Annotated in this window: 14 protein-coding genes; 6 read left to right on the forward strand and 8 right to left on the reverse strand. The window is 54.8% G+C overall.

The window, feature by feature from the left end; genetic code table 11:
• Window positions 1–76: 76 nt before the first annotated feature.
• Window positions 77–1,630, reverse strand: coding sequence for a hypothetical protein (locus DPRO_RS14040; RefSeq protein ID WP_097012624.1), 1,554 nt, complete (start codon window positions 1,628–1,630; stop codon window positions 77–79).
• A gap of 268 nt (window positions 1,631–1,898) precedes the next feature.
• Here DPRO_RS14040 and DPRO_RS14045 point away from each other — a divergent pair, with 268 nt between their 5' ends.
• Complete coding sequence (locus DPRO_RS14045) at window positions 1,899–2,210, forward strand: zinc-ribbon domain-containing protein (protein ID WP_097012625.1); 312 nt, start codon at window positions 1,899–1,901, stop codon at window positions 2,208–2,210.
• Window positions 2,211–2,320: 110 nt separating this feature from the next.
• On the opposite strand, the gene DPRO_RS14050 is transcribed toward DPRO_RS14045, so the two are convergent.
• Window positions 2,321–2,848, reverse strand: a complete 528-nt coding sequence (locus DPRO_RS14050) for a hypothetical protein (RefSeq protein ID WP_097012626.1) — start codon at window positions 2,846–2,848, stop codon at window positions 2,321–2,323.
• 6 nt (window positions 2,849–2,854) lie between these two features.
• Complete coding sequence (locus DPRO_RS14055) at window positions 2,855–3,064, reverse strand: DNA-binding protein (RefSeq protein ID WP_097012627.1); 210 nt, start codon at window positions 3,062–3,064, stop codon at window positions 2,855–2,857.
• 178 nt (window positions 3,065–3,242) lie between these two features.
• Between DPRO_RS14055 and DPRO_RS14060 the strand changes: the two genes are divergently transcribed.
• Both DPRO_RS14060 and DPRO_RS14065 read left to right on the forward strand, forming a co-directional pair.
• Complete coding sequence (locus DPRO_RS14060; protein WP_157917486.1) at window positions 3,243–4,394, forward strand: glycosyltransferase; 1,152 nt, start codon at window positions 3,243–3,245, stop codon at window positions 4,392–4,394.
• A 72-nt stretch (window positions 4,395–4,466) separates the two neighbouring features.
• A complete protein-coding gene (locus tag DPRO_RS14065; RefSeq protein WP_097013765.1) occupies window positions 4,467–5,060 on the forward strand; it encodes a hypothetical protein in 594 nt (197 codons plus the stop codon).
• 186 nt (window positions 5,061–5,246) lie between these two features.
• Here the strand turns inward: DPRO_RS14065 and polA are convergent, their stop codons facing one another.
• The 4 genes from polA to cbiR form a co-directional block, all read right to left on the reverse strand.
• Window positions 5,247–7,898, reverse strand: coding sequence for a DNA polymerase I (gene polA / locus DPRO_RS14070; RefSeq protein WP_097012629.1), 2,652 nt, complete (start codon window positions 7,896–7,898; stop codon window positions 5,247–5,249).
• Window positions 7,899–8,122: 224 nt separating this feature from the next.
• Window positions 8,123–9,118 (reverse strand): DHH family phosphoesterase, encoded by a 996-nt coding sequence (locus tag DPRO_RS14075; protein WP_097012630.1) that lies wholly within the window; start codon window positions 9,116–9,118, stop codon window positions 8,123–8,125.
• Between the two features lie 3 nt (window positions 9,119–9,121).
• Entirely contained in the window at window positions 9,122–9,631 is a 510-nt protein-coding gene (locus DPRO_RS14080) for a bifunctional adenosylcobinamide kinase/adenosylcobinamide-phosphate guanylyltransferase (RefSeq protein WP_097012631.1), read from the reverse strand.
• On the reverse strand, window positions 9,628–10,455 hold the full coding sequence (gene cbiR / locus DPRO_RS14085; RefSeq protein ID WP_097012632.1) for a cobamide remodeling phosphodiesterase CbiR: 828 nt from the start codon (window positions 10,453–10,455) through the stop codon (window positions 9,628–9,630). The genes DPRO_RS14080 and cbiR overlap by 4 nt, the downstream gene beginning before the upstream one ends.
• 82 nt (window positions 10,456–10,537) lie before the next feature.
• On the opposite strand from cbiR, the gene DPRO_RS20340 reads away from it, so the two are divergent.
• A complete protein-coding gene (locus DPRO_RS20340) occupies window positions 10,538–10,681 on the forward strand; it encodes a hypothetical protein (protein ID WP_173806797.1) in 144 nt (47 codons plus the stop codon).
• Between the two features lie 13 nt (window positions 10,682–10,694).
• On the opposite strand, the gene DPRO_RS14090 is transcribed toward DPRO_RS20340, so the two are convergent.
• Window positions 10,695–13,817, reverse strand: coding sequence for a UvrD-helicase domain-containing protein (locus DPRO_RS14090; RefSeq protein WP_097012633.1), 3,123 nt, complete (start codon window positions 13,815–13,817; stop codon window positions 10,695–10,697).
• Window positions 13,818–13,910: 93 nt separating this feature from the next.
• Between DPRO_RS14090 and DPRO_RS14095 the strand changes: the two genes are divergently transcribed.
• Both DPRO_RS14095 and DPRO_RS14100 read left to right on the forward strand, forming a co-directional pair.
• Window positions 13,911–14,378: a MarR family winged helix-turn-helix transcriptional regulator gene (locus tag DPRO_RS14095; RefSeq protein ID WP_097013766.1), complete on the forward strand. Its 468-nt coding sequence runs from the start codon at window positions 13,911–13,913 to the stop codon at window positions 14,376–14,378.
• 14 nt (window positions 14,379–14,392) lie between these two features.
• Complete coding sequence (locus DPRO_RS14100) at window positions 14,393–15,472, forward strand: efflux RND transporter periplasmic adaptor subunit (RefSeq protein WP_097012634.1); 1,080 nt, start codon at window positions 14,393–14,395, stop codon at window positions 15,470–15,472.
• Window positions 15,473–15,476 lie beyond the last annotated feature (4 nt).

A 15,476-nucleotide genomic window follows, 5' to 3' on the forward strand; every position in this document is an offset into this window, starting at 1 on the left:
TGTCAGGGCGTTTTCTATGCTTTATCGTAATCCAGCGGGTCAAAAAAAGTGTGATCTGCTTACTCTTCGGTGCAAATCACACAATGGATTCCTGCGAAATACCGTATTTCTCGAGGATTTCAGTCAGCCGTACCCTGAGATTGGTCGTAGTCTTGGCGATGAGTTCGAGGTTGAGCAGCACCATGATGTCGACCCGGAAAATGGCCTTGGTCCAAAGATCCTTCAGTGCACCCTGCAACTCGGGTTCGAGACTGAGCATATCCATGGTCCCGACCAGTTGCTTGACGGTCTTCGGCTTGAACAGCAATGTTCCTTCACGGGTGACGTCATTGGCGAAGAGTTGTTTCTTCCGAATTTTGGACATCCCCTTCAAGCCATCCACTGTTTCTTCGGCCACGCGTCTTGCCCGGCCGCTTCTGACCTGAATTTTTCCGCCTTCGGAACGGCCCACTTCTGTGAGGATGTGGATAGTATGGTTTTCGAGCAAAAAGTACAGGATGCGCTCAAGTATCGCCACGGAGAAATCCCCGGTCAGCGGCCTGATGGCTTCGATTTGCTCGGGTACCAGCGTTTCCAGCGCTTTGAAGAACGAATAGCTCGTCCTGCTGATGGTAATGGATGTTCCGATACCAACAGCAATGACTTGATCCATCAGAAATTTGAATTCGGCCTGCGCCTGTTTGACCTCTTCGGGCGAGCGTGTGTCAGAGCCGGGGTTTTCCTTTTCAGCTTTGGCAGTGGCCAGCCTGTCGGCATAGGCAGTCTCAAAGTCTTTGGCCACCGTATCGATACAGGTGATCCGCGCACTTTGGATGAACTCGGTTTTCGAGAGTTCTTTTGCCTTCGGGAGCGCGCTCATGCCTTTGACAAGGATGGAGTGAATCAGCTTGGCGCGGGTGGCGACTTCGTCATTGGTCCGCGTTTCAACGTAGCTGTTCTGGATGCGTGTCTTGTCGATCTTTTGCGTAATCGGATTGAGCTTGGAAAGAATGTCATCAAAGAGGAAGCGGATAACCAGGAAATTTCGTTCCTTGGAAATGTTGTATTTTTTGCCCTCAATGATTTCACGGTGCGCTTCGGCCACCCGACTGGTGATGAACTGCTCGACAAAGGCTTTCCAGAAATTGACGTCCAGTTCATGCTTTTCGATGAGAGCGCTGTAGTCCTTGAGTGCGCCCTGGCCGAAGTAGCGAAGCACGATCTCCTCGAAGTTGTCCGTGATCAATGCCATGCCGTACACGATGCCCTGCACGCACTTGATGAGCAGGTTTTCCGTGTTGAGCAGGGTGGCCTGCAACTCCTTGGCTTTCTCGTCGTCCTTGGTCTTTACCGCTTTTTCGTGATGAACGAGCAGGACGATGAACTGGGAGATGTGCTGGTGAATGTACTCATACCCGGGGTGATCCCCGCGCCCACACAGCAACTCAACGACAGAAGCCTGCTGGGATTTTATCAGGGGATATTCGTTGATGGCACCGTGGTTGATCTCAATGAACGTCAAAAGGAGTTCCCGTTCCATCACTTCACGGAGGGCTGAACGGTCTTTCAGCGCGCGCAGTTTGGATTGGTACGTCGTCAGACGCTGCTCAACCTGAAGCCGGGTTGTATTCTCTTGGACTTGTCTGCTCATGGTGATCGAATCGATTGTTAATACGGTATGAATTCGATTGAACCCTATGCCAACTCAGGTTTTTTTGCAAAAAAAAAGTATAACAATCAGTTGTTGAGGGGGCTCAGGCTGTGGGTGACAAGCCTTCTATGTCGTGCAGGGGGCTCATGGAAGATCGAGGGGGTAGGGTGAAGAGATGAAACATAATCGTTTCACGCTGTTGTAGGGAGAAGAGCGTGGTCGCCCATGTTTCCTTGACCGCCTGGAGTAAAAAGGCAATAAATACGGTGTGATTACTTGCACCAAATGTGGAACGCGCAATGATGACGAGGCCCGCTCCTGCCGCAAATGCAGCAAGAAGCTCCAGTCCTCCCGTCAGCCGTATGTTCCCCAGGAACCCGTCCAGCCGCCACTTTCCCGGTTTACACCGCAGGGATTGCCGCCAGATCAGTGGCGTTCGTTCAGGCGCTTGCTGGAGGCTTGGGCCTACCTGGCCGTGCTCATCGCCGTGGGAGCCGGGTGCGTCTATTATGAAACATGGTGGCCGCTGTATCCTGCGGTGGCCGTGCTCGCCCTTTTGCTGCGATTCCGTCGTATCTAGTTCCCGAATGAATAGGCGCAGTACAAGCGTCACCACGCTCCTTGTTTTGAAGAGGCGTCTGCTTTGGCTGGTGCAGAACCCAGCTATGGCGGGATTGTCTGGTGGGCAGACTACTGCTGTGTTTCCGGCTGTCCTTCGGTGTCGTTCTGTTGCGGTTCTTCCTGACCGGCCTTGATCGCCTTTTCCAGGTCTTCTTCCAACAGTTCGGGGATGGATTTATCCCAAAATTCGTCGTCTTTCTTTTCCTCAAGGGTCTTTTCCGAGCAGGCCACGATGTTGGCATCGGTGGGGCAGTCAGGTACCGAAAACTGGACGACCGCACACTTGGTCGCTTCGTCGAACTTGTAGGGGATCGTTCTGGTGATCGTCTTGAATTCCTTTCCCTGCAGACGGATGAAGTCCTTGTATACGCCGACAAAGAAGTGGGATTCCTTTTTGGCGTAGAAGACCGAGTACAGGTACAGGTTGTCTCGGACCTTGGTCACATAGTTGACCTCGGCGGGCGACTTGCACAGGGCGTTTGCCACCACTTCCCGGCCGATCTTGATGTCCATGTCCATGAATTCCGTTGCCATGGCCGAAGAGGCGGTTATTACAACCGTCATGAGAGCGAAGATGAAAATTCTGCAGTGTCGCATGGGCGATTATTCTCCAAGGTCGAGAAACAACTGAAATCCGTCAGGATCTGACGTTTCGCATTTCTCCTTGCATCCACAGCACTGATAGTGGCCCTTTTTCAGGTACCATATGGCTTTCCACGACCAGTCACAGTTGAAATACTCGTATACGGATCGATCCACAGCGCCACGATAGCGTCTGTAGCCCTGTTCTTTTATTTCTTTCTCAAAGTTCATCGTCAGTTTTGTCCCTTTAGTTAAGGGTGATGTACACCGCGAGGGCGTTTTTTGCAAAAGAGGGCGCATAGTGCAAGCCTTAGTTTTCTTTCGCACGAACAGGCGCTCTCGTCACGGTTTTTGCAACATGATGTGGAATCGGCATCACACGTCAAAAAACGAACGCAAGGATCGGACCGTGACACTTCCGCAGATCAGCCTCGTCACCTATACGTACAACGATACGTCACTCACACGGGAACTCATACGACACACCGTCGATTTCACTATCCAGCCGTATGAAATCATCGTGGTTGATGATGGATCGAACACGCCGTTTCATATGGATGACGCCCCGGAGAATCTGCGTATCATCCGGTTTGAGCGCAATCAGGGTATCGTCAAAGCCAAGGCCACCGGAATGTCCATGGCGTCCGGTGAGTACCTGCTGTCCATTGATTGCGACATGCGCTTGCGTGCGGATTGGCTTGAGCGGTGTCTGCCTGTTGTGAAGGATCAATCTGTCGGCATGGTCGGCGGCGCAGTGGAAAATCGCTCCGGCGACAATCTGGTCTCCCGCTATCTGCACCACTTTGGAGACAATCACAACCATGGACATGCCGGGATGGTCGATTTCATTCCGGGCTGTGCATTTTTGATGCGTCAGGAAGTCTGGGATCACTCCGGCGGATTTCTTGGTCACACCGATCAGATTGGCGAAGACGACTACTTGTGCACCCGCCTGAAGCGGCTTGGATACCAATTGTATAGTGATGGCTCGGCCAAAGCGTGGCAGGTGAGGCAGATATCGCGCACCATGTTGTGCCGACGCATGTGGCGGCGCGGACGAGTGCCCATCCACAGACAGGCACTTGGTGCAGCGAAAAAAAATGGGATGCATGGTCTTATGGACTGCTTGTCCAGATCATTGGTACTGCCGATGCTGGAACGGGTTGCAAGGGCTGATCGCCTCAAGGAACCGCTGTTCTTGTATTTGGAGCTGTTGCATCTGGCGCATGGGTTGCTGGATACCATCAATCACCTTGAGGAGCGCGGACAGGTGGGTGCTCTTGTTCGTGCTGATCTCGTTGCTTCCTTTGGCGCTCTGTTTGTCGAGACTCCGCGAATTCTGACCATGTTGCAGGCAGACATGAATGCCATGGGTGACGGCGTGGCCTTTGATCAGAACATGGTGCAGGAAACCCCTTGGAAATCGCTGTTTTCGTTCATTGACCGACTCAGCGAGAACGGGATACTTGCGTATCTCGAAACCCACGGCGTGCCTGAGTTGATTCGCGAGGAAATGGATCAGGTGCTCGATCCTTCCACCCGCATCCGTCGAGCCGGATAGTTTCCTCTGTTGATCTCCCTGTTCGTGGCGGATTTCTTGCCCTTGCCGGAGCAAAATGATACCTCCCTCGCCATGAGTTACCTTCAGGATTTCAAAGCGGCGTGTAGCCGGACAAGAAAAATGGATCTGGGTGACTTCGCCTTGAGCGAAGAGCATATGGCCATTGATCAGACCATTCTCAATGCGGTGGAGGAAACTGGACACATCCCGTTTGCCCAGCGTGCCGAGAATGCCTTTAATGTCAATTTCGGCATGTTTCACATGTTGGCCAAGAAATTTCATATTCCCGGCGCTACCATGACCATCGGAAACGTGGCCGTGAACGGCGAAATGCGCCTGCCGGTGCAGCATGGGGATTTCCGCAAAATGGTTGCCGACCAGACCGGCGAGGATAATCTCGGGCGGTACCACATCTGGACCACGTTGCCAGGCGGTTGGATTCTGGATCACGCGGTGCTGTCGGGATTGCACGGCGACGGCATCGTGACCGTCAACGACATGATCCCTGCCGAGCGGTTCATTTATGGTGATGCTGATGCTCTTCCCCATGGCTTGACTTATCATCCAATGGTGGTCGGCGTGGAGTTTTTCGTGGCATCCGGCACCATTGATCAGGAAGCCATGGAATATCTTATGGGCGAGCGATTCCCCAAACAGTATTCCTGATCGCCAGCAGTCCTTCATTAATAAAACAATTTCGCCGAAGGCGAGAGCGGGATTCCAAAGGGGCATCCCCCTTTGGCCGCCAGAGGCGAAGTCACCTGACAATCCCGCCAAAGGCGGTCTCCCCTCAGTTCTCAACATGTAAATAAAAAAGCCGCCCATTTGGACGGCTTTTTTTGTCATATTAATCTAGTGCGCTTCGGCCCAGTTCTTGCCGATTCCCATGTCCACCTTGAGTGGGACATCCAGGTCGGCAGCACCCTGCATGATCTCCATCAGTCGTTTGCCGGCTTCTACGATCGTTGCTTCGGGGGCTTCGATGATCAATTCATCATGCACCTGAAGGATGATGCGTGCGCCCAGTTCCTTCAGCTTCTTGTCCTTGTGCGCGGCGACCATGGCCATCTTGATGATATCGGCAGCGGTGCCCTGAATGACCGTGTTCACGGCCTGCCTGCGTGCTTCGCTGGCCTGCATGTTGTTGCGGGAGTGCAGCTCCGGCAACAGTCGGCGGCGTCCGGCAAGGGTGGTTACGAAACCGTGCTCTTCGGCATCCTTGACGACACTCTCGTAGTATTTTTTGAGGGTAGCGAGTTTCTCGAAGTAGCGTTCGGTGAATTCCTTGGCTTCGGTCTGCTTGATCTTGAGTTCGCGGGCCAGTTTCTGCACGCCCATGCCGTAGATCAGACCGAAGTTGATGGTCTTGGCGTTGCGACGCTCGTCGTCCTGCACTTCGTCAGCGGTTTTGTCCATGATCAGGGCCGCGGTACGGGTGTGGATGTCTTCGTCGTTGCGGAACGCATCCAGAAGTTCCGGGTCCTTGGAGAAATGGGCGAGTACGCGCAGTTCGATCTGGGAATAATCGGCGGCAGCCAGCAGATTCCCTTGGGTGGCCGTGAAGCATGAGCGCATGCGCGGCCCGTACTTTCCACGGATGGGAATATTCTGCAGGTTGGGCTTGGAACTTGAGAGGCGTCCTGTGGCCGTTGCCAACTGGTTGAAATGGGTGTGCAGCCTGGAGGCATCATCCACCAGTTTCGGCAGCGGTTCCAGATAGGTTGAGCGGAGCTTTTCCAGCATCCGATATTCGAGGATATCCTCCACGATGGGATGGGCGTCGCGAATCTTTTCCAGAACCTGGTTGGCGGTGGAGCGTTGGCCTGTGGAGGTCTTGGCTCCGGCCTTGATCTCCAGCTTGTCGAAAAGAACCGAGGCCAATTGCTGGCTGGAGCGGATGTTGAATTCCTCGCCTGCGTGCTTGATGATGGAGCGGGTCAGGGCGGAAAGCTGACCGGCCACATCGTCCAGAAAATCCTTGAACGCATCCAGATCAACGCCGATGCCCGCCTTCTCCATGGAGACCAACGCCGGGATGAGCGGTTGCTCCAGATCGCCCATGAGCTTGCCCAGATGGGCCTGCCTGATCTGGTTCTCTATGCCGCGCATGTAGGCCAGAGCAGCCGTGCCTTTGGCCTGCGGATGTAAGCTCTCGGCAGCGTCGGCAAATTCAGAGCGGCCATCCTGAAAGATGGATTGGCGCAGGCGATCCCAGGAGTAGTTACGTGCTTCCGGGTCGAGCAGGTACGCGGCAAGGGAAAGATCAAACCACTGTGAAGAGAGGATGTAGTCCCACCCCTCGTCCAGTCGAAGGAGTTCCTGCAAGGAAGGAGTCGCGATGATCGATGTGTGCTCCAGCGCACGGATCAAATCCGGAATCGGGCCGGTATAGCGGTATTCTTTGCCTTCAAACCCGATGTAGAATGCGCCGTCCTCGAATGTCAGTCCAATGTCTTCTCCGGCCAGTGACGGCAGGTCGCCGACCATATCCGTTTCCGTGGCTTCCAGAGGAGCAGTGTCTTTTTTGGGAGCAGGGGCTGCATCGCCGAACAGCGAAAGCATGCCGTCGGCTGTGGCGGGTTTGCCTGCCTTCTTAGTGGAAGGAGCCGCTGTGACCTTGGAGGTCGGCGCCGGAACGATGCGCTTGAGACTGCGCAGTTCATACTCTTCCAGAAACGCGAGCAGTGCATCGGCATCTACCGGATTCAGAGCAAAATCATCCAGAGGAACGTCGCAGCAGTCGGCCTTCATGCGGGTCAATTCACGATAGGTGAATACATTGTCCAGTTCCGGTTCCACCTTTTCGCGCAATTTCTCCGGCAGGCGGGTGTAGTTTTCCCGCAGGTCTTCAAGGGTGGGGCCGGTCTCGGCAAAAATTTTGCGGGCTGTGACCGGGCCGACTTTGGGGATGCCGGGGATGTTATCCGCGGAGTCGCCGATAAGCGCCTGAAAGTCAGGCCATGTTGTGGGTTCCATCCCTTCCTTTTCACGGAAGCCTTCCAGCGTGTAGATGGTTTCCTTGCGCCCGTGCTGGCTGACCATGACCACATTATCGTCAAGGCACTGCTTGAGGTCCTTGTCCGAGGCCAGAATAATAACCGGGCGTTCTGCCTTGTATTTTTGAGCCAGTGCGCAGATGCAGTCATCCGCCTCGACACCGTCCGAGACCATCAGCTTGAGGCCGAGCAGTTCGACTCCCTGCTGCACCGGTTCGATCTGCTGGGCCAGCGGTTCCGGCATGGCAGGGCGGTTGGCCTTGTACTCTTCATACAGATCGTTGCGGAACGTCTTGCCCTTGCCATCCATCAGGAAAGCCACATGGCTGGGCTTTTCATCGCGGATCAGGTTCATGAGCACCCGCATGACCGTATTGATGGCATTGGTCGGGAATCCGTCCGAGCGCGAGAGGTCGGCACGGGCGTAAAACGCGCGGTAGAGCAGGGCGGTGCCGTCGATGAGGTAGACGGGGTCTTGGTCGAAATTGAGACGTTCTTTTATGGACATATATCTATCGCTGGTTTGTTGTTGTCGATGGAAACGCAATCTACCGAAGAGGCGCAAAGTCAGCAAGGCCTAAGCAGGCTCGATGCGATCTCTCCTTGAGGGGGCAGTCGGTCGTTGATGTATTTCAAGTGAACGTGGTCGATGGATTTCCCAGAGAAAAGAGAAGCCCCGGACTGTTCCGTTCGGGGCTTCTCTGGATTCTTTGAGTAATCTTTCGGGGATGATCAGATGCGGCTGATGGTCTTCTTTCCGCCCTTGCCGAACCGCTTGAGCAGGAAAATCTCGGGATCTTCCCCTTCCAGTTCTTCAAGGGAGACTTCGGCCCGGGCCGCCTGCTTGTGTCCGCCGGCGCTCCCCAGTCCATTCATCAGCTTCTGGGCCATGGTGCCCATGTCGCGACGCAGTCCGTCACCGCGCAGGATACAGACGAGCTTATCCTCTGACGTGCCGGAAACCACGACCCACGGTACATTGTGTACCCGGGTGAAGAAGTCGGCAACAATGACAAGGATGTCGGGGTTTTCCACGCCACCGCAGTGGGCGAACAGTCCCTGGCCGATCCGGCGCAGGTTGTAGAAGGCGCGGGAAAAATAGCGCATCCAGTCGAGGTGGAACTCGCTTCGGCTGATGCGGTTCATCAGCTTGGAGTCCGAGAATTTCGACAGATACTTGAACGCGGCCATGTCCGCATCAATGAACTTGCGCTCAAAGGTGCGGGTGTCGCACCGAATACCATACATGAGTGCCGTGGCCAGCAGCTTTGCCGGACGGATTTTCATGTTGTAGAGGTACTCGGTCATCATCGTGCAAACCGATCCGTACTGGGGGCGCACATCGACAAAGTCGGCCTGAGGCAGTGCGTCCTGGGAAAGGGGATGATGGTCGATGATCACGTCGAATTCCAGGTCCTGAAATTCGGGGTTGTGATGCGGTTGTGAATCCACCAGCGCGAACTTGTCGTACTGGGCCGCCAGGTTGGGAATGAGTTTCCGGGTCGGAATACGGCAGTACCGGATCATGGACAGGTTGTCCGGCCGCTTGACTTCGTTGATCTGGGCAATGGCCGCTTCATTGACCTTGCGGGCCATGATACGACGTAACGCCAGTGCCGAACCGAGTGCATCGGGGTCGGCATTGATGACGATGAGCCAGTTGTCCTCTTTACTGAACAGTGAGAGCAGATGCTCTACCTGGTCATCAAGCTGTTTGAACAGTGCCACGTACTATCCCTGTTTCAGGGTTAACGGTAGTCCTGCCGTGACCAGAAACGCCTGGTCGGCAATTCGGGCAACGCGTTGGTTCAGCGCGCCGAGACTCCGTATGAATGCACGAACCCCACTCCCTGCTGGGAGTGGCCCGAGCCCGGTTTCACACGAAACCAGGATCAAGTCCGTATCCTTCCAATCTTCAAGAACATCTATTAATTCTTGAATCTTTTCCTCTTCACATCCCGCCTCGCGGCAGGAAAAGAGCCAATAATCCAAACTGTCGACCAGCAAGGGCCGAACTGTCAGACTAGCCTTTCTCAGCATACGAGGCAAGTCCTCGGAAACTTCAGCAACTTCAATCGTTTCGGAGCGAGTTTGTCGGTGGCGTTTGATCTGTTCGCGAAACTCCAGGTCACGCGCTTTTCCCGTGGCAATGAACAACCCCGGTTCTTCGCATTCGGCCAGCAGATTCAGTGCGAAATCAGATTTGCCTGATTTGTTGCCGCCAAGGACAAATGTGATCATGCCTCTTCACTCCATTGGGTCATCCATTCCTGTATCAACTGCAACGATTGAAATATCTCTTTTTCGTTGAACACTTCCAGCACGACGGTTTCACCCTTGAATGCCGCAAGCATGTCTCGCAGCAGTCCTTGGCCCGTAGCATCAAGATGGCCGAGGCCGGTATGTTTGCCACTGCCGGGAACCGGTGCGTAGATGTGCAGCATTTTGACTGTTTCCCACAATTCGTCAAGCTCCAGCACGTGATGTTGGTCATATGCCAGAATATGTCCCAGATCGAGACAGGTGGAATACCCGGCCTCACGCGCTTCTTCCCAGCAGGCTGCAAGGTCGGTTTCTTCAACATTTTCAAGCAGTAAGCAAGCGGGATCAATGCCGGTTTGACGCAGTCGTGTCGCCAGAGACTTGAGCAATCCTGCTTGTCCGGGCGGGTGGAGAACAAAGGAATGCGGCTTCAGAAAAGCGACTTTCTCCATCAAACACAGCAATTTGTCCCAGACAATATCCAAGCCGCGCTCCCACGGCAGGTCGAGGGGCAGATGGACATGCCACGATATCGGAAGATGGGCAAGCTCGGCAGGCAGGTCCTCATCCGTATATCGCAGGCAGGCTTCTGTCTCGAAAAACAGGATTCCCACCTCGTCAAAGTGGTCGGCAAGGAACCGGCTGTTATCGGCCGCATTGGCAGGAATGACAAAGGATGGCGCGGCAATAGCAAAGGGAAAACCACCTGTCCGGTTTTTTCGGACAGAGGTGGCGGTATTACGTCGCTTCAATGCAGAATTTTCCTGCCCGTGGTGGGCCGTGGAATCCGAATGCTTTGTCATTCTTGACTTCTTATCCATAGGTATAGTGTTTGCACAATGGTAATCAGATACAATTTGTGCAACTAAGGCCGAGGATGTGACTATGAAGTTATTACGCTTCTACTGCCAACATAGATTGAACCCGCTCCATGTGTTCTGTCGTCTGCGCGAACTGGGGCTCTCCCTGGGGGCCGCCCGCAACGTCAGCCGCCTTTATGAGCGAAGTGTGTACCGTTTCATCTTCTAGCTGAACACTCTAACTAATCCAGCAGACCGAGCTGCTTTTCCTTGGTGACCCTTTTTGCTGACAATGTGGAACGGGTCACAAGTTTTTCCGGAATCTCGCGAAGATAGCGGGATCTGGGGAGATTCAGGGTCTTACCGTAGAGCTTACGCTGACTGGATCGGCTGATGTAGAGATTGCGTTTGGCGCGGCTCATGCCCACGTACATCAGGCGTCGTTCTTCGTGGAAGCGCTGACCGCGACCGGGGGTCAAAGTAATCTTGGCGGTGAGCAGGTCCATACCGGCAAAGGGCAGAATTCCCTCTTCACAGGCAGGCATGAAAACAGCGTCGAATTCCAATCCCTTGGATGCATGCAGCGTCATTATCTGAACTTTTTCCGAAGTGCGTCGGATCAATTCCAGCTCGGTCTGGAGGGATACCCAGGTGACCAGTCCCTGCCAGCCGCCGCGTTCATCAAAGGCTTTTTTCAGCTCTTTGAACTGACGGCTTTCCCAGAAAAACTGATCGTAGGGCGGTGTCTCTGACAGGTAGGCGGCCAGTCCGACCGGGCCTTTGGCCAGGATATGATCGGGGATGTCAACGAACTCATTATCGTCGCTTTCGTCCGGTCCTTCCAATGACATGCCCAGAAAACGTTGGGCAGCCTTGAGAATGGAGGCCACACGCGGTTCCTGCCAGAATCCGTCAAGCTCCGGGGTGGAGCACGGGATACCGGCCCGTTTCAGGGCTTTCTCCAGAATGGGAATCAGCGCTTTGAAGCGCACCAGTACGGCGATGTCGCCCGGGGCAAGCTCGCCATGTCCCTCAGCATCGGAGATGGAGTGCGAAGTGGCACCGATGAGGCCCTTGATCTTGTCACTGATCCAGGTCGCTTCCCGAACGTCGTCGGGAGCTTCAAAGAAATGAATGGTGGCATCGATGTCGAGATTGGCGTGCAGGGGCGGATCGTCCGGGAACAGGGCGCCGGAGCAGTCGAGAATCTTCTGGCCGGAGCGGTAGTTCTCACTCAGGGTGATGGTCTCGAGTTTATCCCAGATTTCGCCCAGTCGATTGCCAACGTCCCCCACTGCGCCGCGGAAGCCGTAAATGGACTGGCGGGGATCGCCGATGCAGAATACGCCGTTGCCGGATTCGCCTGCAATGCCGCGGATGACAGCCAACTGCAACGGCGAAAGGTCCTGCACCTCATCCACCAGAACGTGGGTGTAGGGCATCTTGAAAGTCGGAGCGCCGGATTGTTCGAGCATGAACTCCAGCAGGTCGGTGTAGTCCACCAAGTCCCAATGGTTCTTCTGATTGCCGTAATTGATATGGGCATCTTCGAGATCGCTGGAAAGGGGAGCCAGTTGCTCGCGCCCGACGTTGTACTTGTTCCAGTAGTGATTGAGATTCTTCCCGTTCAATTCCGGGTTCACATCGGCAAACAGCTTTTTGGCGGCTGATTCCGGCAGTACGACTGGGGTCTCGTTGTAGGCGTGTTTCCAGTAGTCGAAACACAGGGCGTGGAGCGTGCCGGCCTGTGGCATTTCCGCATCTTCTCCGCGGAGGGCCTTCAGGCGGGTGCGCATTTCCTGGGCAGCGCGCCGGGTAAATGTCAGGGCCAGAATGCGGCGGGGAGTCACCCCCTCATCGATAAGACGCGAGATACGGCCCATGAGGGTCTGGGTCTTTCCGGTTCCAGGGCCTGCCAGAACAAGAACAGGACCAGGACCTGCGTTGATCGCAGCCTGCTGTGCAGTGTTGTAGGTGAGCGGTTTGGTCTCTTCAACAGTTTGGGTAAAAGGCGTGCACACAGCTTCCTCAGGTTCCGCGTTTTTTGTTTGTTTCTTTTTTCGTTTGGGCTTGGCGATCAGGCTGGCGCCATTCTTGATCTCTGCCCGTTCTTTTTCGTTGAATACGGATATGACGCCAAATTCACCGTCATATCCGGGCTTGCGGAGGACATTACCCTCTCGCATGCGGGTCAACCCTTCGCCGAGGTGACAGGAGTACCGGTTCAGATCTTCCGCAGGCACTCGCTGCAGAATGTCCATTTCCGTCCCGAATTCCTTGATCAGCTGCATGTAGAGCGTGTTGACCTTTTTGGAGTTGGGACCGACGCCGACCACCTCGGACAGTACTTCCTTGAGCGGAATCAGGGAGGTGAAATTGGCGGCTCCCGGCGGCTTGACCGGTTCCTGCCTGTCGGCAAGCTCCAGCACGCGGTTGTATACGCCCACGGTCACCGGCTTGCCGCAGACGGGGCAGATGCCGCCTCGGGCCATGGTCTCGTGGGGGTCCATGGTCACGCCGCATTTGCGGTGGCCGTCCATGTGGTATTTGCCTTCTTCGGGAAAGAACTCCACCGTACCGAGAAATTTGTGTCCCAATCCTTCGCTGCGCAACGCACGGTAGATGCCTTCGTAAGACATCTCTCCGCGGAACAGGTTGGCTTCGCGCCCCAGCTTTTCACCGGAGTGGGCGTCGGAGTTGGAGATCAGCTTGATGCGGTCCAGCTCGCTCCAGGTCCAGTTCATTTCCGGGTCGGACGAGAGGCCGGTCTCCATGGCGAAAATTTCCTGGGAATAATCGCCGAAGCACTCTTTTATTGAATTGAAGCCGGATTTGGAGCCGAACAGGGAAAACCACGGCGTCCAAATATGTGCAGGGACCAGAAACGCCTGCGGGTGGCACTCAAGCACGATATCCAGCAGGTCGCGGCTGTCCAGTCCGAGAATGGGGCGGCCGTCAGAGGCCAGATTGCCGATTGCGTCGAGCTGTTCATTGAATCGGTGCACGGCGTCGAGATTGGGCATGTAGACAAGGTTGTGCACTTTGCGCACTTTGCCGCCACGCTTATATATGGAACTGATCTCGGTCTGCAGCATGAACCGCGTGCGACCGGGAATCTCACCGTCAAAGGAAGGGATTTCCTCTTCCAGGCCCTTGCTGTCCCGCAGCACGAAGAGACCACTGCCGTCGTCGTGTAGTTGTTCTTCTATTTCCGCCAGCCACTCCGGGTGGGTGAAGTCCCCTGTCCCGAGCACATGAAGGCCCTTGACGCGGCCCCATGCAGCGAGGCTGCGGATGGTCAGGTTTTTGCTGGTGGCCCTGGAAAAACGCGAATGGATGTGGAGGTCTGCGGTAAATCGTTCCATGGCGGGACAGTAAAGCTATACTCGCATTATTGCAAGTCGTGGCGTAATGAAAAGTGGTTGACCGACAACTTAGTTGCGCATACAACAATCGCCATGCTTTTTGAGAAACTGAAACCACGGGAGTCTCTTGGCTTCCTGAGCTGGAAAGTCTCCAGGCTCATGACGAATGATCTGGCAGGTCTGTTTGCCTCCGCTGATATCGACGTAACGGTTGAACAGTGGCGGGCGCTTATTCCGCTATACAAATTGGATGGCTTGTCTCAGGGCGAGCTTTGCGAACTGTTGTCACAGGAAAAAACCGGGGTGTCGCGACTGGTGGCTGCGCTGGAGAAGCGCGGGTATGTCAGACGCGAAGCCTGTGAAAACGATCGTCGCATCAAGTATTTGTATATTACGGACAAGGGAAGGGAACTGCTGGAAGCTACAGTCGATATTGCGGTGAATAATCGCGATAGGCTGACGCAACATGTCGATCCCGAAGAGTTGGCAATCTGCAAGCGGGTGTTGTGGCAGATAATCGAACCAACCTTGGACTGTTCGTGCGAATCTCATAACGATTAATGGAGAAACTACACATGAAAAACGTGTTGAAATATATGATCATGGTATTGATTATTCTGGGAATGGCAGCGCCTGCCGCAGCCCAGAAAGGTGGAGAAGCGCCACCGTCACCGGTTGTGGTCGACAAGGTGATCACTGGTGACATGGCACCGCAGTCCGAGTTTATCGGGACAGTCTTTTTTACCGAAATTTCCAATGTTGCATCGGAAGTTACCGGTAAGGTCATAGATATCAAGGTAAAAGACGGACAGCGTGTGAAGAAAGGGGACATTCTGGTCCGTCTTTCCTCTTCACTTCTTGATAAGAGCATCAGCCGCGCCAGGGCCAAGATGAAGCAGGCCAAGGCCGCGTACGAATCCGCCAAACTGGAATCGGACCGCGTGTCCTCTCTCTTCAAGTCCCGTTCGGTTTCCGAAGGTGAGTTCGACTCCAAACGACTGAACGCCGAAGGGTTGCTCTACGAATATGAAGCGCAACAGGCTGCCTTGGGTCAACTGCTTGAAGAAGCGGCCAAGAAAGTCATTCGCGCTCCCTACGACGGGATTGTCATCGACGTCAAAGCCAACCGTGGCGAGTGGATGTCCGTGGGGTCCGTGGTCGTGGTCACTGCCCGTGATGATGAATACGAAGTGGTCGTCAACGCCCCGCGTGAAGCATTCGGCGTGGTCAAGCCCGGACTCAAGGTAGGGATCAACCTCGGCGGTGAACAGTTGCCAGGTGAAGTCTTTGCCGTGGTTCCCAAAGGTGATGTCGCCACTCGTACATTCCCGGTCAAGATTCGTGTCGAGAACAACGGCGCTCTGGCCGAAGGCATGGAAGCCCGTGTGATCCTGCCTCGCGGGCTCGGTGGCGCTACCATGATCGTTCCTCGTGATGCCATCATCTCCTTCCACGGCCAGCAGGTGGTATGGGCCGTTCTGGACGGCAAGGCCGTTTCCATGCCGGTATATGTTGTCGGCTATCGAGGCCTGCAGGCTGGCGTGAAGTCGCCCAAGCTCAAGGAAGGCATGGATGTGGTCATCAAAGGGAACGAGCGCTTGCGCCCCGGACAGGCCGTAGCTCCCCAACAAGCCGAACAAAAAAACGCTCAATAGGTAA

This window comes from Pseudodesulfovibrio profundus, from assembly GCF_900217235.1.
Lineage (GTDB): Bacteria > Desulfobacterota > Desulfovibrionia > Desulfovibrionales > Desulfovibrionaceae > Pseudodesulfovibrio > Pseudodesulfovibrio profundus.

Coding starts and splice junctions, on each gene's coding strand:
- DPRO_RS14080 (WP_097012631.1), bottom strand. CDS start 9,631: ATGATCACATTTGTCCTTGGCGGCAACAAATCAGGCAAATCTGATTTC.
- DPRO_RS14065 (WP_097013765.1), top strand. CDS start 4,467: ATGAGTTACCTTCAGGATTTCAAAGCGGCGTGTAGCCGGACAAGAAAA.
- DPRO_RS14050 (WP_097012626.1), bottom strand. CDS start 2,848: ATGCGACACTGCAGAATTTTCATCTTCGCTCTCATGACGGTTGTAATA.
- DPRO_RS20340 (WP_173806797.1), top strand. CDS start 10,538: ATGAAGTTATTACGCTTCTACTGCCAACATAGATTGAACCCGCTCCAT.
- DPRO_RS14055 (WP_097012627.1), bottom strand. CDS start 3,064: ATGAACTTTGAGAAAGAAATAAAAGAACAGGGCTACAGACGCTATCGT.
- DPRO_RS14095 (WP_097013766.1), top strand. CDS start 13,911: ATGCTTTTTGAGAAACTGAAACCACGGGAGTCTCTTGGCTTCCTGAGC.
- DPRO_RS14040 (WP_097012624.1), bottom strand. CDS start 1,630: ATGAGCAGACAAGTCCAAGAGAATACAACCCGGCTTCAGGTTGAGCAG.
- DPRO_RS14090 (WP_097012633.1), bottom strand. CDS start 13,817: ATGGAACGATTTACCGCAGACCTCCACATCCATTCGCGTTTTTCCAGG.
- cbiR (WP_097012632.1), bottom strand. CDS start 10,455: ATGACAAAGCATTCGGATTCCACGGCCCACCACGGGCAGGAAAATTCT.
- polA (WP_097012629.1), bottom strand. CDS start 7,898: ATGTCCATAAAAGAACGTCTCAATTTCGACCAAGACCCCGTCTACCTC.
- DPRO_RS14100 (WP_097012634.1), top strand. CDS start 14,393: ATGAAAAACGTGTTGAAATATATGATCATGGTATTGATTATTCTGGGA.